At 71.4% G+C, this 21832-nt stretch carries 21 protein-coding genes; 11 read left to right on the forward strand and 10 right to left on the reverse strand.

Annotation, left to right across the window (positions count from 1 at the left end; all coding sequences use genetic code 11):
* Positions 1–186: 186 nt before the first annotated feature.
* Positions 187–786, reverse strand: a complete 600-nt coding sequence (locus SSP08S_RS29235; RefSeq protein ID WP_019071199.1) for a nucleotidyltransferase family protein — start codon at positions 784–786, stop codon at positions 187–189.
* Positions 787–974: 188 nt separating this feature from the next.
* Here SSP08S_RS29235 and SSP08S_RS29240 point away from each other — a divergent pair, with 188 nt between their 5' ends.
* On the forward strand, positions 975–1295 hold the full coding sequence (locus tag SSP08S_RS29240; RefSeq protein ID WP_078532552.1) for a DUF5955 family protein: 321 nt from the start codon (positions 975–977) through the stop codon (positions 1293–1295).
* Here the strand turns inward: SSP08S_RS29240 and SSP08S_RS29245 are convergent.
* The gene (locus SSP08S_RS29245) at positions 1292–1990 is read right to left on the reverse strand and encodes a DUF6304 family protein (protein ID WP_019071201.1); all 699 of its coding nucleotides are present in this window, start codon (positions 1988–1990) and stop codon (positions 1292–1294) included. The two genes, SSP08S_RS29240 and SSP08S_RS29245, sit on opposite strands and share 4 nt — an antisense overlap.
* Entirely contained in the window at positions 1987–2781 is a 795-nt protein-coding gene (locus SSP08S_RS29250; protein ID WP_019071202.1) for an IclR family transcriptional regulator, read from the reverse strand. Before SSP08S_RS29250 ends, SSP08S_RS29245 begins: the two co-directional genes overlap by 4 nt.
* A 281-nt stretch (positions 2782–3062) precedes the next feature.
* Between SSP08S_RS29250 and allB the strand changes: the two genes are divergently transcribed.
* The 6 genes from allB to SSP08S_RS29280 all read left to right on the forward strand — a co-directional run bounded on the left by allB (position 3063) and on the right by SSP08S_RS29280 (position 10796).
* The gene (gene allB, locus SSP08S_RS29255; protein WP_019071203.1) at positions 3063–4400 is read left to right on the forward strand and encodes an allantoinase AllB; all 1338 of its coding nucleotides are present in this window, start codon (positions 3063–3065) and stop codon (positions 4398–4400) included.
* Between the two features lie 50 nt (positions 4401–4450).
* Positions 4451–5581 (forward strand): allantoicase, encoded by a 1131-nt coding sequence (alc, locus tag SSP08S_RS29260; RefSeq protein WP_026178927.1) that lies wholly within the window; start codon positions 4451–4453, stop codon positions 5579–5581.
* Between the two features lie 131 nt (positions 5582–5712).
* Positions 5713–6528, forward strand: coding sequence for an AIM24 family protein (locus SSP08S_RS29265; protein WP_019071205.1), 816 nt, complete (start codon positions 5713–5715; stop codon positions 6526–6528).
* 92 nt (positions 6529–6620) lie between these two features.
* Positions 6621–7247, forward strand: coding sequence for a dihydrofolate reductase family protein (locus SSP08S_RS29270; protein WP_019071206.1), 627 nt, complete (start codon positions 6621–6623; stop codon positions 7245–7247).
* Between the two features lie 91 nt (positions 7248–7338).
* A complete protein-coding gene (locus SSP08S_RS29275; RefSeq protein WP_019071207.1) occupies positions 7339–8244 on the forward strand; it encodes a DMT family transporter in 906 nt (301 codons plus the stop codon).
* A gap of 188 nt (positions 8245–8432) precedes the next feature.
* The gene (locus tag SSP08S_RS29280) at positions 8433–10796 is read left to right on the forward strand and encodes a glycosyl hydrolase family 95 catalytic domain-containing protein (protein ID WP_019071208.1); all 2364 of its coding nucleotides are present in this window, start codon (positions 8433–8435) and stop codon (positions 10794–10796) included.
* 98 nt (positions 10797–10894) lie between these two features.
* Here SSP08S_RS29280 and SSP08S_RS29285 read toward each other — a convergent pair whose 3' ends face one another.
* From SSP08S_RS29285 to SSP08S_RS29310, 6 genes are all read right to left on the reverse strand, one after another.
* Positions 10895–11899 carry a CHRD domain-containing protein gene (locus SSP08S_RS29285; protein WP_019071209.1) on the reverse strand — a complete coding sequence of 335 codons (1005 nt, stop codon included), beginning with the start codon at positions 11897–11899 and terminating at the stop codon, positions 10895–10897.
* Positions 11900–12073: 174 nt separating this feature from the next.
* Positions 12074–12919 carry an STM4011 family radical SAM protein gene (locus SSP08S_RS29290; RefSeq protein WP_019071210.1) on the reverse strand — a complete coding sequence of 282 codons (846 nt, stop codon included), beginning with the start codon at positions 12917–12919 and terminating at the stop codon, positions 12074–12076.
* 9 nt (positions 12920–12928) lie between these two features.
* Entirely contained in the window at positions 12929–14266 is a 1338-nt protein-coding gene (locus SSP08S_RS29295) for an STM4012 family radical SAM protein (RefSeq protein ID WP_019071211.1), read from the reverse strand.
* The gene (locus SSP08S_RS29300) at positions 14263–15078 is read right to left on the reverse strand and encodes an STM4013/SEN3800 family hydrolase (protein ID WP_169400757.1); all 816 of its coding nucleotides are present in this window, start codon (positions 15076–15078) and stop codon (positions 14263–14265) included. The genes SSP08S_RS29295 and SSP08S_RS29300 overlap by 4 nt, the downstream gene beginning before the upstream one ends.
* Positions 15079–15207: 129 nt before the next feature.
* Complete coding sequence (locus tag SSP08S_RS29305) at positions 15208–16413, reverse strand: STM4014 family protein (protein ID WP_019071213.1); 1206 nt, start codon at positions 16411–16413, stop codon at positions 15208–15210.
* The gene (locus SSP08S_RS29310) at positions 16410–17369 is read right to left on the reverse strand and encodes an STM4015 family protein (protein WP_019071214.1); all 960 of its coding nucleotides are present in this window, start codon (positions 17367–17369) and stop codon (positions 16410–16412) included. The genes SSP08S_RS29305 and SSP08S_RS29310 overlap by 4 nt, the downstream gene beginning before the upstream one ends.
* Before the next feature lie 166 nt (positions 17370–17535).
* Between SSP08S_RS29310 and SSP08S_RS29315 the strand changes: the two genes are divergently transcribed.
* A complete protein-coding gene (locus SSP08S_RS29315; RefSeq protein ID WP_019071215.1) occupies positions 17536–17862 on the forward strand; it encodes a DUF8820 family protein in 327 nt (108 codons plus the stop codon).
* Between the two features lie 123 nt (positions 17863–17985).
* The gene (locus tag SSP08S_RS29320) at positions 17986–19062 is read left to right on the forward strand and encodes a DUF6745 domain-containing protein (RefSeq protein ID WP_019071216.1); all 1077 of its coding nucleotides are present in this window, start codon (positions 17986–17988) and stop codon (positions 19060–19062) included.
* 121 nt (positions 19063–19183) lie between these two features.
* Here SSP08S_RS29320 and SSP08S_RS29325 read toward each other — a convergent pair whose 3' ends face one another.
* On the reverse strand, positions 19184–19573 hold the full coding sequence (locus tag SSP08S_RS29325) for a ribonuclease (protein ID WP_019071217.1): 390 nt from the start codon (positions 19571–19573) through the stop codon (positions 19184–19186).
* A gap of 243 nt (positions 19574–19816) precedes the next feature.
* Here SSP08S_RS29325 and SSP08S_RS29330 point away from each other — a divergent pair, with 243 nt between their 5' ends.
* Together SSP08S_RS29330 and SSP08S_RS29335 are read left to right on the forward strand one after the other, a co-directional pair.
* Complete coding sequence (locus tag SSP08S_RS29330) at positions 19817–21073, forward strand: sensor histidine kinase (protein ID WP_019071218.1); 1257 nt, start codon at positions 19817–19819, stop codon at positions 21071–21073.
* Positions 21074–21111: 38 nt separating this feature from the next.
* Positions 21112–21798, forward strand: coding sequence for a response regulator (locus SSP08S_RS29335; protein ID WP_019071219.1), 687 nt, complete (start codon positions 21112–21114; stop codon positions 21796–21798).
* Positions 21799–21832 lie beyond the last annotated feature (34 nt).

The raw sequence follows: 21832 nt of genomic DNA on the forward strand, positions 1-21832 counted from the left end.
AACTGTCACTTCCTTCAGCGAGCGTGGCACCGGGTGCCAGATGACCCGGGTAGGACGGTGAGCACCCGAGGGGCCGCCGGGCGCTTCTGAACAGTGGATACTAGTTTCCTCATCGTGGAAGTTCAATGGTTTGTTGACGTCGAGATTCTCCGTATCGAGCCAAAGTGGCGCTCAGTGTCACCCCGTTCACTCAAGGTGGACGAGATCCGCCTCAGTGTCGATGTCGTACGGCTCGGCCGCATCCCCGCACTCGACGAGCACGACCTCGTCCGCATGCGCCTTGAGGTAGGCCCGCGCCCCCCGGTCCCCGGTCGCGCTCTCGGCGATCCCGGCCCAGTGCGCGGCCCCGAACAGCACCGGATGCCCGCGTACCCCGTCGTAGGCGGCCGAGACGAGCGAGTCCTCGGAGCGGTAGGCCGCCAGCACCCGCGCCACCGCCTCCGCACCGATCCCGGGCTGGTCGACGAGCGACACGAGCACCGCCCGCGCCCCCGTACCGGCGAGCGAGTCGAGCCCGGCCCGCAGCGAGGACCCCATCCCCTGCTCCCACTCCGGGTTCTCCACGACCACGCACCCGCTCAGCTCCGCCCGCTCCCGTACGGCGTCGGCGCGCGCCCCCAGGACCACGTGGACGCGGCTGAGCCCGGCGGCGCGCAGCACCCCGACCGCGTGCTCCACGAGGGGCCGCCCCCGGTGTTCCAGCAGCGCCTTGGGCCGCCCGCCGAGCCGCCGGCCGCCCCCGGCGGCGAGCAGCAGCCCGGCCACCTGGTCTTCGTTTCGCGTCATACCTCCTGCATACCTGACCGGGCGGCGACGGCACGGAATCCTCCGACTTAATTTCGGTCCGCGGAGTGGCGCAGCCCGTACCGGGTGGCGTTTACTGGCCCGCGTCCCTCGGTGCCCGACCAGTGTCGCGGGGTGCGCGGCGGGATCACAAAGTTCTTGCGCACGACGGCGTGCGAGGGGGGAGAGCTGTGTTGCGGAGCTTGGGGCAGAGGCCAGTGACCGGCAGCGACGAGGATCCGAGGGTGGCGGAACTGCGGACCGCGGTGTCCCGGTTGCGCCGCGAACTGGCCGCGCATCCGGCCGAGTTCCCCGACCGCGTCATCGCCGAGGACGAACTCGCGGCGCTGGCCGCGATGACCATCGACGGCATCCCCGAAATCCCGCGCCTGCGCCGCTCGTTGCTCCTGATCGCCGGCGCGATCGGCTCGGTGAGCGCGCTCGCGAGGGGATTGACGGACGTACGCAACGCGGTGGATCTGTTCGGGCAACCACGGGGCGGGCAGGGCTAGTTCGGCGGCGCCGGGAACGCTCCGCGGTACCCCGCGTTCCCGGAACGATGCTCGAACTCCCCGCACAGCCAGGTCTCCTGGATGAACTCGGTGCGCGCGTCCCAGAGGTCGAAGATGCCCGTCGGGCCGTGCTTGCCGTCGACCCGGCGGTAGCGGTCCTTGACGTCACGGAAGCAGGCCAGCCCCGCCATCAGCCCGTTGCCGAACGGGCTGTAGTCGGACCAGGCGCACGCGACACAGGTCCGGAGCCGTACGCCTGTCGGGAGAAGCCAGCGCTGGAGGTCGTTCAGGGCGTCCTCGAAGGTGCCATGGTCTTCCGTGGTCAGGTGCTCCTGCCCGTCCAGGCGCAGGATGGTGAACAGCCTCTCCATGTCCAGGCCCCTGCCCGGTCCGGCCGGTGCCCCGAGCCACAACGCGCAGTCCAGTGCGGCCGTCCGTACGCCCTGTCCCTCGACCGTGACGGAGACCGGGACCTCCCACTCCAACAGGCAGGAGCACAACGCCCCGTCGAAGAAGGCGAACGGGACCTCCGGCGGATCGCCGCCGAGCGCGCCGAGGTCGTCCATGCTGTCGCCCTCGAAGCGGACGCCCCGGATCGTCGTACGGATCGACTCCCGGCCGTCCGACTCGAAGACGACCGCCTCGCTGCCGTGCCGGTCGGTGTAGCGGCCCGGCCAGAACTGCTCGGCGCTCACGCCGGGTTCTGGCTGGTGAGCGCCTCCGACAGTTCGCCGGCCACCTGCTGGAGGATCGGCACGATCTTCTCGGTCGCCACTTCGGTGACCCGGCCCGCCGGACCCGAGATCGAAATCGCGGCGGCGGTGGGGGAGTTGGGCACGGAGACCGCGAGACAGCGCACGCCGATCTCCTGCTCGTTGTCGTCGATCGCGTAGCCGAGGCGGCGCACGTCCTCCAGGGCCGCGAGGAACCCATCGGGCGTGGTGATCGTCTTCTCGGTCGCGGCGGGCATGCCGGTGCGGGCGAGCAGCGCGCGCACCTCGTTGTCCGGCGTGTTGGCGAGCAGCGCCTTGCCGACGCCCGTGGAGTGCGGCAGGACGCGCCGGCCGACCTCGGTGAACATGCGCATCGAGTGCTTGGACGGCACCTGCGCCACGTACACGATCTCGTCGCCGTCGAGCAGCGCCATGTTCGCCGTCTCGCCGGTCTCCTCGACCAGCCGGGCGAGGTAGGGGCGGGCCCAGGTGCCGAGCAGCCGGGACGCGGACTCGCCGAGGCGGATCAGGCGCGGGCCGAGGGCGTACCGCCGGTTGGCCTGCTGGCGGACGTAACCGCAGACCACGAGCGTGCGCATCAGCCGGTGGATGGTGGGCAGCGGCAGACCGCTGCTCGCGGACAGCTCGCTCAGGCCGACCTCACCGCCCGCGTCGGCCATCCGCTCCAGCAGGTCGAAGGCGCGCTCGAGGGACTGGACCCCACCCGTGGCGGACTTGGTGGAGTCGGTGCTGCTGGCGCTGGACGGCGGCACGGCGCGTTCCTTTCGGCACGGGCGGGAAGGGCTGAAGCCTACCCGGGGGTCGGTTGACTCCCCGCCTGTGCGTAGCTACGTTCTGCTTGCCGGAAGTTTAATTCCGCTTTGTGGAAACGTCCAGAGTGTGCGCGGTGGGCGCATCGTGGAGAAGTGTGCCCTTGACGGTACGGGAGCGGGAGTGAAGACTCCTTCAACAGAACGTTGAATTCCGTTACGTGGACGTAAATCCCGTTTCTCGTAAGTAACGGAAGCGACGACGGCGGCAGAGAGGGGTCCGGGTGTCCGACGCTGAACTGGTGGTGCGCTCCACGCGAGTCATCACCCCCGAGGGGACGCGCGCCGCGGCGGTCGCCGTCACAGGCGGAAAGATCACGGCCGTTCTCCCCTACGACGCCCAAGTCCCGTCCGGAGCACGGTTCGAGGACTTCGGCGACGACGTCCTGCTGCCCGGCCTGGTCGACACCCATGTGCATGTGAACGACCCCGGCCGCACCCACTGGGAGGGCTTCTGGACCGCCACGCGCGCGGCGGCGGCCGGCGGCATCACCACCCTGATCGACATGCCGCTCAACTCCCTCCCGCCGACGACGACGGTCGACAACCTCCGTACCAAGCAGGAGGTCGCCGCGACCAAGGCCCACATCGACGTCGGTTTCTGGGGCGGTGCCCTGCCCGACAACGTCAAGGACCTCCGCCCGCTGCACGATGCCGGCGTCTTCGGTTTCAAGGCGTTCCTGTCCCCGTCCGGCGTGGACGAGTTCCCGCACCTCGACCAGGACCAACTGGCCCGTTCCCTGGCCGAGATCGCCGGTTTCGGCGGCCTGCTCATCGTGCACGCCGAGGACCCGCACCACCTGGAGGCGGCTCCGCAGCACGGCGGCCCCAAGTACGCCGATTTCCTTGCGAGTCGGCCGCGCGACGCCGAGGACACGGCCATCGCGGGACTGATCGCCGCCGCCAAGCGCCTCGACGCGCGCGTGCACGTCCTGCACCTGTCCTCCTCCGACGCGCTGCCGCTGATCGCCGCCGCCAAGGCCGAGGGCGTCCGCATCACGGTGGAGACGTGCCCGCACTACCTGACCCTCACGGCCGAGGAAGTCCCAGACGGCGCAAGCGAGTTCAAGTGCTGCCCGCCCATCCGCGAGTCCGCCAACCAGGACCTCCTGTGGCAGGCGCTGGCGGACGGCACGATCGACTGCGTGGTGACGGACCACTCGCCCTCCACGGCCGACCTCAAGACCGCCGACTTCGCCACCGCGTGGGGCGGTATCTCCGGCCTCCAGCTGAGCCTCGCGGCGGTGTGGACGGAGGCGCGCAAGCGTGGCTACGGCCTGGAGGACGTGGTCCGCTGGATGTCGTCAAGGACCGCACGGCTGGCGGGACTTGACCAGAAGGGCGCCATCGAGGCGGGCCGCGACGCCGACTTCGCGGTCCTGGCGCCCGACGAGACGTTCACCGTGGACCCGGCCGCCCTCCAGCACCGCAACCGCGTCACGGCGTACGCCGGAAAGACCCTCAGCGGCGTCGTGAAGTCGACCTGGCTGCGCGGCGAACGCATCGTGCTGGACGGCGAGTTCACCGACCCGAAGGGCCAACTCCTGACCCGTACCCCCTGATTGATCGATTCCCCGCACCCGCAGCGGCCGACTCCCGAAAGGCAAATTCAGTGACGGCGCAGCATCCATTTCCTTTGGCTCGCTTCACCGGCGACGCGAACCCCTACGGAGGCGGTGACCCGTACGCGGACTACCGCACGGCCGACTTCCCCTTCACCCAGTACGCCAATCTCGCCGACCGGCAGCTCGGCGCCGGGGTCATCGCCGCCAACGACGAGTTCTTCGCCCAGCGCGAGAACCTCCTGGTGCCCGGGCCCGCCGAGTTCGACCCCGAGCACTTCGGCCACAAGGGCAAGATCATGGACGGCTGGGAGACCCGCCGCCGCCGGGGTGCCTCGGCGGAACACCCCTGGCCGACGGCGGAGGACCACGACTGGGCACTGGTACGCCTCGGCGCGCCGGGCGTCATCCGGGGGATCGTCGTCGACACGGCCCACTTCCGGGGCAACTACCCCCAGGCGGTGTCTGTGGAAGCCACCTCGGTGCCGGGCTCCCCGTCCCCCCAGGACCTGCTCTCCGACGACGTGAAGTGGACGACCCTGGTCCCGCGCACGCCGGTCGGCGGCCACGCGGCGAACGGTTTCGCCATCTCGGTCGAACAGCGCTTCACCCACCTCCGCGTCAACCAGCACCCCGACGGCGGCATCGCGCGCCTGCGGGTCTACGGCGAGGTCGTCCCCGACCCCGACTGGCTGGCGGCGCTGGGCACCTTCGACGTGGTCGCCCTGGAGAACGGCGGCCGGGCCGAGGACGCCTCCAACCTCTTCTACTCACCCGCCACCAACACCATCCAGCCAGGCCGCTCCCGCAAGATGGACGACGGCTGGGAGACCCGCCGCCGCCGCGACCAGGGCAACGACTGGATCCGCTACGCCCTGGCCGCCCAGTCCCAGATCCGCGCCCTCGAGATCGACACGGCATACCTGAAGGGCAACAGCGCGGGCTGGGCATCGGTGTCGGTACGCGACGGCGACACCGGCGACTGGCACGAGATCCTCCCCCGCACCCGCCTCCAGCCCGACACGAACCACCGCTTCGTACTCCCCACCCCGGCGATCGCGACGCACGCGCGCGTGGACATCTATCCGGACGGCGGGATCTCGCGGCTGAGGTTGTTCGGTTCGCTGACGGAGCAGGGGGCGGCGGGGCTGGCGGCGAGGCACCAGGAGTTGGGCGGCTGAGCCACGGTTGCGAGCGCCGGGCAGGCATTGCCGGCCTGTCCGGCGCCTCTTCATCGCAGCTCCCAGAAGGACCCGAGCCACAATCCACCCGCACCCGGAACCGGGACGACCCCCCGCCGCGTTCTCCCCATGTGACCCTTCAGCAAGAAATCGTCGGCAACGCCATGCAGATGGCGGTCGTCAACCTGAGCCCCGGCCAGACCGTGTACTGCGAGGCCGGGAAGTTCCTCTTCAAGACGACGAACGTGACCATGGAGACCCGGCTGAGCGGCCCGCCCGGCGCCGGACAGCAGCAGGGCGGCGCCGGCTCCGGCGGTATGGGCGGCATCCTCCGGCAGGCCATGGGGACGGCCATGCAGGTCGGCCAGCGCGCGCTCGCGGGCGAGTCGCTGGCGTTCCAGTACTTCACCTCCCAGGGCGGCGAGGGCACCGTCGGCTTCGCGGGTGTGCTCCCCGGAGAGATGCGCGCCCTGGAACTGGACGGCACGCGCGCGTGGTTCGCGGAGAAGGACGCCTTCGTGGCCGCCGAGTCCAGCGTCCAGTTCGGCATCGCCTTCCAGGGCGGCCGCACCGGCATGAGCGGCGGCGAGGGCTTCATCCTGGAGAAGTTCACCGGGCGCGGCACGGTGATCATCGCCGGCGCGGGCAACTTCATCGACCTGAACCCGGCCGACTTCGGCGGCCGCATCGAGGTCGACACCGGCTGCCTCGTCGCCTTCGAGGAGGGCATCCAGTACGGCGTCCAGCGCATCGGCGGCCTCAACCGCCAGGGCCTGATGAACGCCGTGTTCGGCGGCGAGGGACTCTCCCTGGCCACCCTGGAGGGCAACGGCCGTGTCATCCTCCAGTCCCTCACCATCGAGAGCCTCGCCAACGCCCTCAAGAAGGCCCAGGGCGGCGACAAGCAGGGCCCGACCGGCGGCATGTTCTCGACCCACGCCGGGTGAGACGCCGTAGCGACGACCGATGAGTTGCGGGGGTGGGCGGGGTCTGAGCTGATGACACCATCGGCCCCCGCACCAGGAAGCAGGCACCCGACATGGGCAAGCTCGTCTCCACCATCTTCGTCACCCTCGACGGCGTCTACCAGGCCCCCGGCGGCCCCGAAGAGGACACCCGCGGCGGCTTCGAGCACGGCGGCTGGAGCTTCGTGTACGGCGACGACGACTTCGGCCGCTTCGTGGTCGACGTCTTCGACCGCTCCGGCGCCTATCTGCTCGGCCGCCGGACGTACGACATCTTCGCCTCGTACTGGCCGAACATGACCGACCCCGCCGACCCGATCGCGTCCAAGCTGAACGCCCTGCCGAAGTACGTCGCCTCGGCCACCCTCACCGACCCCTCCTGGGCCGGCACCACCGTCCTCGGCGGCGACCTCGCCAAGGAGGTCGCCGACCTCAAGGAGCGCACGGAGGGCGAGCTCCAGGTGCACGGCAGCGGCGCCCTCGTCCGCTCCCTCCTCGAACTCGACCTCCTCGACACCGTCCACCTGGTGACCTTCCCCGTCGTGCTCGGCACCGGCCTGCGCCTGTTCCCCGAAGGCACCACGCCGAAGGCCTTCAGGCGCACCGGCGGGACCATCACCAGCACCGGGGTCTCCATCCAGTCGTACGACCTCGCGGGCCGCCCGACGTACGGCTCGTACGCCGACCCGGAAAACGCCTAGTCAGCCGGGGTCCGCGCGGGTACGGTGATCGTTCCGTGTGGCAGCCGCCGATGTCTCCACCCCTTCGCCGGAGACCGGGAGAGCCGCCCCCATGTCCTCGATCGCCGTACCGCGCGCCGCCGCGCCCCGCCGCACCTGGTCCACCGACCTGCCCGTCCTGCTGGTCGCCGTGGTCTGGGGCGCCAGCTATCTCGCCGCGAAGGACATCACCACCGCCCGCACGGTCCTCGCCGTCCTGGTCCTGCGCTTCGCCCTCGTCCTGCCCGTCCTGGCGGTCGCCGGCCACCGCTCGCTGCGCGCCCTGACGGCCGCCCAGTGGCGCGGCGCGGCCCTGCTCGGGCTGATCCTCGCCGGGATCTTCCTCCTGGAGACCTACGGCGTCGTCCACACCTCGGCGACGAACGCGGGCCTCATCATCAGCCTCACCATGATCTTCACCCCGCTCGCCGAGGCCGCGGTGACCCGCACGAGGCCCTCCCGCGCCTTCCTCGGAGCCGCCGCGCTCTCTGTCCTCGGCGTGCTGCTCCTGACCCAGGGCGCCGGCTTCAGCCGCCCCTCCCTCGGCGACCTCCTCATGCTGCTCGCTGCCCTGGCCCGCACCCTGCACGTGCTGGCCATGTCCCGCAGCAAGTCGGTCCGGGGCGCCGACGCGCTGCCCCTGACCACCGTCCAACTCGGCTCCGCCGTAGGGGTGTTCGCGCTGCTGTCCGCCGGTGCCGACACCACACCGTGGGCGACGGCGGCGGACTTCGGGCCGCGCGAGTGGGCCGGGCTGCTGTTCCTGTCCGTGTGCTGCACCCTCTTCGCGTTCTTCGTCCAGATGTGGGCCGTACGCCGGACCTCCCCCTCCCGGGTCAGCCTGCTGCTCGGCACCGAGCCCCTGTGGGCCGCCGCGGCCGGCATCGCGCTCGGCGGGGAACGGCTCGGCGCGTACGGGCTGGCGGGCGGCGTACTCGTCCTGGTGGGGACGGCGTGGGGACGCGGTGCGGCACGGTGACGGCCGGACGGCTCAAGGGTGTCGTTCAGTCATCCGATAAATAGTCCCGGTTGGATCGCTAATCGCCTCTTTGGCGGCGAAGGAAGGTCTCAGAGGTCGGATCTTTTGGCTGCACGACCATTGCTTGTTCCTCGGCGTCTCACTAATTTACGAATTAATCCCGACCGTCTCGCCCGAGGAGATCCGCCGTGCCTTCTTCCTCCCGTCGTGACTTCCTTCGTCTGACCGGTGTCGCCGGTGCTGGTCTCGCCGCCTTCGGCGGCCTGCCCCCGTTCGTGGCGCATGCCGACCCCGAGCGTCCCGCGCACGCGGACATCGTTCCGGAGAGCGAGGCCACCACCCTCTGGTACCGGCAGTCGGCCGACGAGTCGCGCATCATCCAAGAGGCGCTTCCCGTGGGCAACGGCAGGATGGGCGCCCTGGTCGGCTGCGACCCCGCGGACGACTTCCTGTACCTCACGGACGGTTCGTTCTGGACGGGCGGACGCAACGACACCCCCACCAGCGACGGCCAACTTCCTTACGGAGCAGATGACTTCGGAAGCTTCGGGCTGCTGGCCAAGCTCCGCGTCACGCTGCCGGGCCACACCGCACAGCAGATCAGCGGCTACCGGCGCAGCCTCGACCTGAGCAACGGCGTCGTGTCGGCGAGCTATGAGCACAGCGGCGCCCGTTTCCGTCGCGAGATCTACGCCAGCCACCCGGACGACGTGATCGTGGTCCGGCTCACCGGAGGCGGCACCCACACCGGTGCGATCTCGCTGGAGGGCACGCACGGCGAGACCACCTCGGCGGACGGGAAACAGCTCTCGTTCGCCGCGAACCTGAAGAACGGCCTGCGGTACGCGGCCTCCGTGACCGCCGTGAGCAGTACCGGAACCATCAGGGCCGAGGACGGCAAGCTGTCCTTCTCCGGCTGCCGCGAACTGCTGATCGCGCTCTGCGCGGGTACCGACTACGCACCCGATGCCGACAAGGACTTCCGCGACCCGTCCCTGGTCCCGCTCACGGTGGCCCGTACCAAGACCGCCGCCGCGGCGAAGGTCTCCGGCGCCGCGCTGCTCGCCACCCATGTGGCCGACTACCGGCGCCTCTACGACCGCTTCTCGATCGATCTCGGCAGATCCTCGACGGTGCAGCGGTCGCTGGACTCGTGGTCGCGCATCGCCGTCAGACACACCGACGCGTCCACCCCGGACCCGGAGTTGGAGGCCGCGTACGTCCAGTACGGCCGCTATCTGACCATCACCGGGTCGAGGGACTGGCTGCCCATGAACCTCCAGGGGCTGTGGATCCACAACAACACCCCTGACTGGTACGCCGATTACCACACCGACATCAACGTGCAGATGAACTACTGGCTGGCCGACCCCGCAGGGCTGGGCGACAACGCGGAGGCGCTCGCCCGCTACTGCCGGTCCCAACTGCCGGTCTGGACCGATGTGACGAGACGGCTCTTCAACAGCCCCGACAACCGTTTCCGCAACAGCTCGGGAAACGTGGCCGGCTGGGCCGTCGCCTTCTCCACCAACATCTACGGCGGCAGCGGCTGGGCCTGGCACCCCTCGGGCAACGCCTGGCTCTGCGCCACGCTGTGGCGCCACTACGAGTACTCCCAGGACCGCGCGTACCTGGAGACGATCTACCCGGTGCTCAAGGGGGCCGCCGAGTTCTGGAAGGCCCGGCTGATCACCACCGAGGTGACCGACGCGGACGGTTCGTCCCGGGAGGTCCTGGTGGACGACACCTCCTGGTCGCCGGAGCACGGACCGGACGGCAAGGGCAACACCTACGGGCAGGAGCTCGCGTGGGAACTCTTCCGGGAGTTCGCCGTCGCCGCCCGCGTTCTGAAGCGTGACGCCGACCTCGCCGCGGAGCTGGAAGCGATGCAGGCCAGGCTCTACCTTCCCCGGGTCAGCCCGAAGACCGGCTGGCTCGAGGAGTGGATGAGCCCCGACAATCTCGGCGAGACGACACACCGTCATCTGTCACCGCTCATCGGATTCTTCCCCGGCGACCGGATCTCCGTGGACACCGGCCCGCGCGAACTGGTGGACGGCGTACGCGCACTCCTGACCGCCAGGGGAATGGACAGCTTCGGCTGGGCCTGTGCCTGGCGATCGCTGTGCTGGTCGCGGCTCAAGGACGCGGAGAAGGCCTACCAGCTCTATCTCACCGTGCTGCGCCCTTCGATGAACAACGGCAACGGCACCTCGGCGAACTGGTTCGACATGTACAGCCAGGGCAGCTACACGATCTTCCAGATCGACGCCAACCTCGGCGGTCCCACCGCCGCGCTGGAGATGCTCCTGTACTCGAGACCGGGAGTCCTGGAACTGCTCCCCGCACTGCCGAAGGCCTGGTCGGCGAAGGGTTCCGTCACCGGGATCGGCGCCCGCGGCGGCTTCACGGTCGACTTCGCCTGGCGGGACGGCAGGGCGACCACGGTGACGGTCCGGAGCGTCGGAGGAACGGGGACGGAACTCCGCGCCGGAAAGGTGCGCAGGAAGATCTCCCTCAAGCCGGGAGCGTCCGTAACGATCAACCTCTAGTGAGGCGCGAAGCGCCTGTTGTCGGAACACGCGGCGATGCGAGTCCGCGCGGGACTCGCATCGCCTGGTGGTGTTCGGGCCGGTCGGCCAGGTAGGTGCTACTTCGTGGCGAGGAACAGGTAGTCGGCCGTGTAGGGGACACGGGCGGTGGGCTGCTCGGTCGGGTTGCAGGTGCCGGACGGGGCGACGCCGCCGGCGGTGTTGAGCCGCAGGACCGAGGTGGTCTTGGACAGGAGGCCCTTGCTCTTGCCGGTCTGCTGGGCGCGGAGCAGGAGTTGGGGGATGTTGCCCTTGCCGTTGTCGAACTTGTTGACGACCGAGCCGGTCACCGAGGAGCCGTCGGGGGCGATCCACTGGGGCGGGCCGGCGGGGCCGTGCTTGGCGAAGCTGTGCTGGATGCCGCCCTGGAGGGTGGCGTCGACGTTGTCCTGGGTGAAGGCGTAGGAGCCGTCGGCCTGCTTGGTGCAGGCGTAGATCTGGGCGCCCTTGACGACGCCGGCCAGCGCCGAGTGCCGGATGGCGTCGGGCAGCGAGACGGCGCCCGGCAGTGCCACGGCCTGTCCGCGGACCGCGCCGCCGGGGAACTCGGCGGTGTGCAGGTTGAAGTAGAACTGGTCGGGATGTGCCTTGATGCTGCGCAGCAGGTCGGCGTCCTTGACCTTCACCGTGCCGAACACGAACGGCGTGCCGCCCTTGAGCTTCTCCATGAAGAACGGGATCTTCACGTCACCGTTGGTGCCCCGCACACCCTGGTGGAGGTGGGCCATGGTCGGGGTCCCGATCCCCGTCCACGCGAACGCGAAGGACACCTCGTCGCCCTGGATCCGCATGAGGGCCACCGCGTTGCCGTCCTTGTCGCCCACGGCCGGCTTGCCCTTGACGGGCACCTCGTTGTCACCGGTGAGGATCGTGGTGAAGTACCGCGCCCCCGGCGCGTTCTGGGAGTAGCGGCCGACGGCACCGGCGGCCTGCGTCGCCCCCGCCTCCGCCGCCGGATGGGACACGGTGGCGTCGGCCGCACCGTCCACGCCGTTGCAGGCGGTCAGAAGCAGGGTGCCGGTGATCGCGGTCGCGGCGATGGTCCCGAATCGCTTGAACATCATGTGTCTCGTTCTCCCCGTGATTGCCGATCCGCGGTTGCCCCGCGGTCGTTCTCCCTCCATCACGGGGCCCCCGGGACGATCCCTCAGCCGATGACACTCCTGAGACACGCCTGAGAAGGGACGGCATCACTGAGGACACGATCTTGACATTACGACGCACATCGACCCGTCGGCTCAGCGGAGTGCGGCCGGCACCCGCTCCAGGACACCGCCCGCGAACACGTCGTACAACGGCAGGGACTCCAGGTGGACATACCCGATGTGACAGTCGCAGACGGCCAGCGGACACGCGCGCGGGCGCAGCGCCGCCCGGTACGAGCCGTCGTACAGGTTCCCCAGCTCGTCGCGGACGAAGTGGCAGCGGCGGACCGTGCCGGTGCCGTCGACCGAGATCACGGACTCGCCCGTACGGCACGGGAGTCCGGCGCTGCGGTGCGGGTGCCGGCTGTACGGGAAGAGGGGGTCGAGCGCGGTCCAGTCGTCGGCCTCGGCGTCGCCGTAGATGTGCCCCTCGGCCGCGTTGATCCAGAGGTAGACGTGCGGGGGCAGGTCGGCGCGGAGCCGGCGGGCCGCCGGCAGGTGGGCGGGCAGGCCGACCACGCCGACGCTGAACCGCACCCCGCGGTCGGCCAGTTCGCGGCACTTGGCGAGGAAACGGTCGTAGGGGGTCTGGCCCGGGTGGTACGTGCACCACAGCGCGAGCGTGTCCAGGTCGGCCTCGGCGAGCCAGCCGGTGCGGCAGCTCAGGTTGGTCTGGATGGCGACCCGGCGCACGTGCGGCAGTTGGGACAACTCGGTCAGGGTGCGCCGGTACCAGGAGCGGACCAGCCCCTCGCCCCAGGGCGTGAACAGGAGCGACAACTCGTCCTCGCTGTCCGCCGCCCAGCGCGCGAAGCGCTCCAACGCATCGCGGTCCGCGCGGAGTTGGGCGGTCGAGTCGCGGCGCTTGGCGAACGGGCAGTAGGGACAGTCGTAGTCGCAGGACGCGAGCGGGCCCCGGTAGAGGACGGTGAGATCCATGACGGTCCGTCACTTCCGTTCGTAGGCGGCCATGGCGGACCGCACTTCGGGGGAGAACAGCTCCGGGCCGATGGCGTCGGAGTGCGCCAGCCCCTCCGGGGTCAGCACGAGCCGCTCGCCCGCCGTGTCGGTCAGCCAGCCGCGCCCGGCCAGCCGGTCGAGCTCCGTCCCGAAGTCGTCGTCGGGTGAACTCCCGAAGCGGGCGCGGTAGTCGGCGACGGACAGCCCCTCGGCCTGGAGGAGGGACTGGAGGAGATGACGGCGGCGCGCCTCGTGCCGGTCCACGCGGTAGCCGACCTCCGCGTGCGCGAAGTCGGCCGTCGTGACGTAGTCGTCGATGATGCCGCGGATCTCGTGCATGCCGACCGCGTAGTCGAAGGAGTAGTGCAGCGCCGACGTGTACGAGCGGGCCCCGCAGCCGAGTCCGATCATGCCGTCCGTCTGGCAGGCGTAGTCGTCGGCGCCCTGGGGCGGGGCGTCGGCCCGGCGGAACATCCGCATCGACTGCTGGACATAGCCGTGTGCGAGGAGGTGATCGCGTCCCGCGCGATACAGGCGCAGCCGCTGCTCGTCCCACTCCGGGTCGGCTCCGGCGTCCCCCTGGTGACGGCCGAGGCCGGTCAACGGCCGTACGTAGAGCGGGTACAGGTACAGCTCCTCGGGCCGCCACGCCAGGGCCGCGTCCAGGGAGTCGCGCCAGGTCCGCCCGGTCTGGCCGTCGATGCCGTAGATGAGGTCGATGTTGAGAACGGGGACCCCGGCGTCCCGGATCCGGCCGAGCGCCGCCTCCACGTCGGCGCGGCGCTGCGGGCGTACGGCGGCCCTGGCCTCGGAGTCGACGAAGCTCTGCACGCCCAGGCTGAGGCGGGTCGCGCCGCGTTCGGCGAGGACGGCGAGCCGGTCAGCGGTGGCCGTGGCGGGCGAGGCCTCCACGGAGAGCGGGACCGCGCGCAGATCGGCGCCCATGCGCCGCTCGGCGATGTCGCACAGGCGCTCCAGCTCGGCCGCGGTGAGGAAGGTCGGGGTGCCGCCGCCGAACGCCGCCGTGGCGAAACGTGTTGGCTCCGCGTCGCCCAACGCTGCCCGGACGGCGTCCGCCTGCCGCTCCAGGGCGTCCAGATAGGCGCCGGTCAGGCCGTCCGGGGCACCGATGCGGGTGAAGAGGTTGCAGAACCCGCACCGGACCTCGCAGAACGGTATGTGCACATACAGCGAGAGCGCGCTCCGGTCCTCCGCCGCCCACAACTCCCGCAGCGCGGGCCGGTCTTGCAGGCGGCGGTACGCCGTCTTGTGCGGATAGGCGTACACGTAGTGCTGGTAGGGGCCGGTCTGCTGCGCGGTGGTCATCGGACGGCCTCTGCGGGGTCGAGGAAGAAGTGGGCGTACGGCACGGTCCACACGGACTCGTGGCCCAGGCGGTGGCCGGTGTAGCCGTCGTCGCCGTAGGCGGTGCCGTGGTCGGAGCAGACGATGACGAAGCAGGGGCGCCGGGAGCTCGCGGCGGCGAACAGCCGCCCGATGTGCCGGTCGACGTACTCCAGCGCGGCGGCGTGCGTCTCCCTGGTGTCACCCGACTCGCGGGTCGCGCCGGGCAGATGGAACCAGTTGGGCTGATGCAGCGCCGACACGTTCACGAACAGGAACAGGCGCTGTTCGGCGGGCAGTTGGCCCACCACCTGTTCCACGCGGGCGACCTGGTTCTCGAAGGAGTGCGGCGAGGTGACGCCGAACTCCTCCTCCCAGTGCGCCTCTTGGAACAGGCCGGGCAGTACGGAGCCCAGCGGACCGCGCCGGTTGAAGAAGCCCACGCCCCCGACGCAGACGGTGCGGTAGCCGGCCGCCGCCAGTCCGGACACCAGGTCGGGGGTGTCGTAGACGAAGGTGCCCTCGGCGGTCGTCTCGCTGCCCGCGAAGCTCGCCGCGAACAGCCGTGGATGCGGGCCGGGTCGGGCCGGAGTGGGCAGGAACCCGGCGAAGATCGCCTGGTGCGAGGCGTACGTGAAACTGCCCGGGGCGTGCCTCTTCTCCCAGCGTCCGCCGGGCAGTTGGCGGGCCAGATTCGGGATGCGCCCCTCGGCCGCCAACTCGGCGGCCACGTCGTGCCGCAGCGTGTCGAGGGTGACCAGCAGGATGTCGTGGTCCCCGACGACCGCGTTCATGTCGGGCTCAGGCATGGGCTGTTCCTGTTCTGTACGGGTGACGCGGGGGTCTGGGGCCTGTCCGGCACGCGGAGTCCGGCTCGCCCGCTTGCGGCGTTGTCGTGGTTCGCCGGCGCTGATCAGGCGCTCTCACTTTCCTGCGACCTGATCTGCCGGACAGGCCCTGTCGGCCGGCGCGCGCAGGACCGCCGCCACCTGCGCGCCGTAGGTGTCCAGACCCTCCGCGCCGCTGCCGGGCAGGCCGGTGAGGCGGGGCAGCAGGTCGCCGAAGGCGTTGACCTCGCCGACGAAGGCGCGCCGCCAGTCCACGGCCGGCAGCAGGTCGACGCCGACGCACAGCGTGCGCGGGAAGCAGGACGCGGCGCGCTCGCACACGTCCAGGAGGTCGGACCACCGGGCGCCCGCGGCGGTGACGGCCCGCCGGACGCCGTCGAGGTCGCCGCGGCTGCCGCCCAGATGCAGATTGGTCAGCGGCCCGCGACTGGTGCGCACCACCGCGTGGGTGGCCCGGCCGGCCACGACGACCACCCGGAGATCCGCGGCCCGGCCCGCCTGGGAGGCCTTCGGCACCCAGCGTTCGAGATGCAGCCCGTCCGGCGCCAGCGCGTCCACGATGCGGGCGACGTCCCGCTCGTCGTGATACCGCCGTACCCGGAGGGAGTTGTGCAGTGCGCCGTCCTGACCGGTCTCGACGGACGTGGTCGCCCTGATCCGGCCGCCGCCCGCCGTCTCGACCGCGAGGACACCCGACGCGGACGAGCCGTGCGCGGGCTTGACGAACAGCCGGGGCATCCGGTGCTCGCGCATCAGCGCCCGCACGTCGTCCCAGCCGCGCACGCGCGCGCCGAGCGGACCCGATGTCGGGGACTCCGGGACGGGCACGCCGGCCGCGTCCAGTACGGCGTGACACGTCCGCTTGTCGAACAGCACCGCCAGGTCGTCCGGGTCGGCGAGGGGGACACCGCCGCGCAGCGTGCGCAGCGCGGCGGTGAACCGCGCGTACCAGCGGGCCGAACCCTCCACCCGGGTCGGCTCCGTGGCACCCCGCAGCAGCCGGTCGACCTCGGGGTTCTCACCGGGGGAGTCGACCCGGACGAACTCGTCGGCGGCGAAGTCCGCGCCCCCCGCGCGCAGGACGTCCGTCCAGGCGACGACACGGGGCGCGGGCAGCCCGGCCGCGCGCACGGCCTCCGCGAAGAGGGACACCCTGCGGTTCTCGGGATTGCCGACCACCGCGAACCGGAGGCCGGCGCGGGCCGGCGACGTGACGACGGCCGGACCGGCCGTGGTGGACGATGTGAAGGCGGCCGGCCCCGTCGCGGCGGACGCGGTCACTCCCCGACGGCGACGTAGCGCCAGACCGTGCCGTCGTCCTCCGTGTCCTCGTCGGCGTCGTCACGGTCCAGGTCGACCTCCACGCCCGCAGCCACCAGCGTCTCCCGTACCCGCTCCGCGACGCCCTCGCTGAGGTAGTTGTGGTGCAGGTCCAGCTTCTTGAGATGCGTCAGCGGCTGCCCGCTCAGCAGCGCGACCGCGCCCTCGTCGGTCAGCACGCCCATCGACAGGTCCAGCACCTCAAGGCGCTCCACCACCGGGGCGGCGGCGACCGCGGCGGCCACCGCGTCCTGCATCTCGCTGTTGCGCAGGGCCAGATGACGCAGGCGCGGCAGCCGGGCACCGGACAGGATCGGCTCCAGATCGGCGGCCTCGCTGTCACCGCCGTAGTCCGGCGTGCCGAGCCACAGGTCCAGGTGCTCCAGCGCGGGCAGGTCACTGGCGCCGATGCCGCGCACCACCTCGACGGGCAGTCCGCCCGTCTCCGCCACCAGCCGGCGCAGCGCGTCGTGCCGCAGCGCGGTGAATTCCAGGCCGGTCCCGCCGCGCACACCGAACTCCTCGAGCGCCGGGTACGCGTTGAGCAGCGGGCTGACGTCGGACTGGTGGATCCAGGAGATCTCGCACTCCTCCATCACCAGATCGCCGAGGAACAGCGCGCGCAGCGCGGGGAAGACGTCCCGGGCCGCCACGAGCGCCTCGACGATCGGCGTGGGCGCGGTGTCGTAGGCGTCCTCCCAGCCACCGATGATCAGGGCCCGCACCCGGGTCGTGTCGACGGCCGCGCGGAAGCGGGCGAACGCGTCGGTCCACGCCTCGTCGTTGTCGTACACGTTGCCGCCGAGGCGCCAGGCGACCGAGTCCGGCTCGGGCAGGCGGTCGGCCGGGGCGTCCGGCCCCGGAAAGGTGAACGACGGCAGCCGGTACAGCGCGTCGAGGTGCTCACCGATGGTCATGCGGCCGCTCCTGAGAAGAAGAGTGCGTGGTGTGTGATGCGCATTTCTACCAACCGGCACTGACAGTGCCCATCGGCGGGGCGCGGCACGGGCGTTGTCAGTGGTGCCGCCTAACGTCGTGGTCATGAGGCCGGTGCGCGAAGCACCCGGCGGTGAGGGGACAGCCATGTACCGACAGGGAGACGTGCTGATCGTGCCGGTCGCGCAGGAGGCGGTGCCCGCCCACGCGGCGCACGCCCCGCGCGAGCGGCGCGACGGACGCGGACGGCTCGTGCTGGCGCTGGGGGAGGTGACCGGCCACGCCCACGCGGTCGTCGGGCCGGGGGAGTTGGTGCGCGAGCCGGGTCCCTACGGCCCGTTGCTGCTGCATCTGCCCCAGGGCGGCCGGGTGGTGCACGAGGAGCACGCGGCGATCACGCTGCCCAAGGGGTGGTTCCGGGTCGTCAGACAGCGGGAGTACGTGCCCGGTTCCGTACGGATCGTGGCCGACTGAGGGACCGGGACGCACCGGCGCTACGAAAGCGCCGGGCAAGGTGTGGAGGAGGGGCACGTGGGCGGGACGGACGTGGGAGTGGACGGGGCGATGGACCGGAAGCCGGGCGGGGGAGCGGGGAGTATGACGGCGATCGTGGAGCAGGACGTCGAGGGGGCCCAACTCGACCATGGGGGAACGCCGTTCGGCCCCTCCGCCGACCTCGCGCAGTGGCGGGCGTGGGCCTCGGCGACCGGCCCCGCTGACCGGGCGAGCGCCGAGGAGGGCGTCCGGCGGGCCTACCGGCTGGCAGGCCTCGCGGAACCGGAGAGCGTGGTCTGGGCGGGTTCACCGCGCGCGGCGGTCGCGCTCCTCCGGGAGCTGACGGACCGGGGCCCGAGCGTACGGGACGCGGTGCGCAGCGCGCCGTGGGCGGCCGCGAGACGGCTGCTGCACGCCGAGTTGGGGCCCGCCGGATGGTCCGCGCACTGGGCGGCGACCGGCGGACGGCTGTGGCCGTCGACGCAGGCCCTGGTGGACCGGATCCGTACGGGCGTGATCGAGGACCTGGCCGGGAGCGACACCGGCAAGGAGGCCGCGGAGATCCGGCTGCTCCTCCTGGACGCGGTGCTCGGGCAGCACGACGCGCCGTGGCTCGCGGCGTTCCCCGCCGCCGACGGCCCGATCGACGCGCTGTCCACGGTGTGCCGAGGCGCCGGCTGGTGGTGGCCGTTCGCGCGGGTCGCGGTGGTGTCGGAACGCCCCTCGGCCCTCCACCGCGACGAGGCGGGACGACTGGACCACGGGGACGGCCCGGCGCTCGCGTACCCGGACGGCTTCGCCCTGCACGCCTGGCGCGGCATGCCGGTCCCGGCCGCCTTCCTGGCCGAACTGCCCGCGCTGACCCCCGAACGCGTCCGGGCCGAGGAGAACGCCGAGCTGCGCCGCGTGATGCTCGAGTACTACGGCTACGACCGGTACCTGGCCGATTCGGGCGCCCGCCCCCTGCACCGGGACGAGACGGGCACGCTGTGGCGGATCGACCTGGCCGACGACGAGCCCGTGGTCATGGTGGAGGTCCTCAACTCCACACCGGAGCCCGACGGTACCCACCGCACGTACTGGCTGCGGGTCCCTCCGTCGACGCGCACGGCCAGAGCGGGAGTGTCCTGGACCTTCGGCCTGGCCGCGGAGGCGTACGCACCGGAGCGGGAGACCTGAGGACGTGCCTCGCCCCGCGGCCCATGATCGTGGGGGGAGCCGCGGGGCGAGGGGTGAGCGATGGTGCAGCCGGTGGGATCCGGACGCCCGGGTGACTACGGAACGGACCTGACGGATCGGCTCAGCAGCCGAAGTTGATCAGGTCGAAGGTCACGTAGTGGTCCGAGGTGTAGTAGTCCTCCTGGGTCTTCTTCCCGGTGACGATCCGCCGCGCTCCGCGCGTGGACGAGCCGGGAGTCTTGACCGTGTACTCGTGGTAGTAGCCGGACGCCTGGCTGGGGAGGACGCCCTCCTGGTTGCGGAAGACGACGCCGTCCTGCGAGTACGGGAAGGGCCCGTTCGTCGCGATCAGGTCGAGCGTGTCGTACGCCTGCGAAGGCAGGTCGCTGTAGCAGATGCTGCCGACCGCGGCGGCCGCCGGGGTCGCGGTGGCGACGGTGCCGCCGATGAGGAGAGTGGACAGGACGGCGGCTGCCGCGCCGATGCCGGTGATTCGTGGGGGGAATCTCATGCGCTCATGATGACGCGCGTAGATAGTGGCATGTCAATGACAACCGCAGAGATTTTCCCGTCAAGTCCGATGAGTTTTCGGGAAGTTAACTTGGCGCGCGCCGTCTCCACGCGGTCCCCGCACGGACAGGGAACACCTCCGTGGGTCGCGGGGCGAGGCGTGTCCGCCGAAAGTCTGTGATGCCGCGACTTTGGTCGACGATCCCCGTCGGGGAGGGGTGACCGGCCCTGGCCGTGCGTAGATTTGTCGACCGTGACCGATGACAGGACCGCGCAGGTACCGCCGGCGTTCGCGGGGCGCCGCTGGCTGCTGCCGTCCGCCGTGGCAGACGAACTCGACCCCGACGTCGAACGGCGGGGACGGCCCCGCCGTACCGCACGCGACTGGGTCGTCGACACCTCCTGCTTCCTGCTGGCCGTGATCATCGCGCTGATCGCCGCGCAGAGCCTCAGGGACGACACCTCGACCTCGCACGCCCTGGCCGTCGTGGACCAACTGATCGGAGTCCTGGCCTGCTTCTCGGTGTGGCTGCGCCGCCGCTGGCCGGTCGGGCTGGCGATCGCGATGATCCCCGTCGGCCTCGTCTCGACCACGGCGGGCGGCGCCGGTCTGGTCGCCCTGTTCACCCTCGCCGTGCACCGCCCCTTCCGGTACGTGGCCTGGATCGGCGGCGTCCAGCTCGCCCTGACCCCGATCTTCTTCTGGCTGCGCCCCGACCCCGACCTGCCGTACGCCGGAGCGGTCGCGTTCACCGAACTGTTCACCCTCACCGTCATCGGCTGGGGCATGTTCGTCCGCTCCAAGCGACAGCTCATGCTCAGCCTGCGCGACCGCGCCCGGCGCGCCGAGACCGAGGCGGAGCTCCGCGCAGAGCAGGCCCAGCGGCTCGCCCGGGAGGCCATCGCCCGCGAGATGCACGACGTGCTCGCCCACCGGCTGACCCTGCTCAGCGTGCACGCCGGAGCGCTGGAGTTCCGGCCGGACGCGCCCCGCGAGGAGGTCGCGCGGGCGGCCGGCGTCATCCGGGAGAGCGCCCACGAGGCACTCCAGGACCTGCGCGAGATCATCGGCGTCCTGCGCGCCGGCGAGCCCGACGACACGGGCCGCCCGCAGCCCACGCTCGGCGCCCTGGACGCACTGGTCACCGAGTCCCGCGAGGCCGGCATGAAGGTCACCCTCGTCAACCGGGTCACCGACCCCGCGGCGGTGCCCGCCTCCGTGGGCCGCACCGCCTACCGCATCGCCCAGGAGGGCCTCACCAACGCCCGCAAACACGCCCCCGGCACCGAGGTCACCGTGACCGTCGGCGGCACTCCGGGCGACGGCCTGGAGGTCGCCGTGCACAACCCGCCCCCGGAGGGGACGGTCCCGCACGTCCCCGGCTCGGGCCAGGGCCTGATCGGCCTGACCGAGCGGGCGACACTGGCGGGGGGACGGCTCGAACACGGCCCGGAGAAGGGCGGCGGATTCCGGGTCCGGGCCTGGCTGCCCTGGGGGTGACCCGGCTTCTGCCCGCGGGGCCGTGGTTACGTAGCCCCATGACTGCGATCAGACTGCTCCTCGTCGACGACGACCCGCTGGTGCGGGCCGGACTGTCCCTCATGCTGGGCGGCGCCGCCGACATCGAGATCGTCGGCGAGGCCGCCGACGGCAGCGAGGTCGAGGAACTCGTCGACCGCGTCCACCCGGACGTCGTCCTGATGGACATCCGCATGCCCTCGGTGGACGGACTGACCGCCACCGAGCGGCTGCGCGCCGGCGGCGACGCGCCCCAGATCGTGGTCCTCACCACCTTCCACGCCGACGAACAGGTGCTGCGGGCCCTGCGCGCAGGAGCCGCCGGCTTCGTCCTCAAGGACACCCCGCCCGCCGAGATCCTCGACGCGGTCCGCCGGGTCGCGGCCGGCGACCCCGTCCTGTCGCCCGCGGTCACCCGCCAGCTGATGGAGCACGCGGCAGGCACGGGCGCCGGCACCGACACCCGTCGCGCACGCGCGCGTGCCCGCCTCGCCGTCCTGGGAGACCGCGAACGCGAGGTCGCCGTCGCCGTCGGACAGGGCCTCGCCAACGCCGAGATCGCCGCCGGCCTCTTCATGAGCGTCGCCACCGTCAAGACCCACGTCTCCCGCGTCCTGGCCAAGCTCGACCTCAACAACCGTGTGCAGATCGCCCTGTTGGCGTACGACGCGGGCCTCCTCGAAGAGGACGGCGACGCCGGGCACTAGCCGCTGCCGCCGCGCGTTCCCACTGCACTGGGAG

Source organism: Streptomyces hokutonensis (genome assembly GCF_000376565.1).
GTDB classification, from domain to species: Bacteria; Actinomycetota; Actinomycetes; order Streptomycetales; family Streptomycetaceae; genus Streptomyces; species Streptomyces hokutonensis.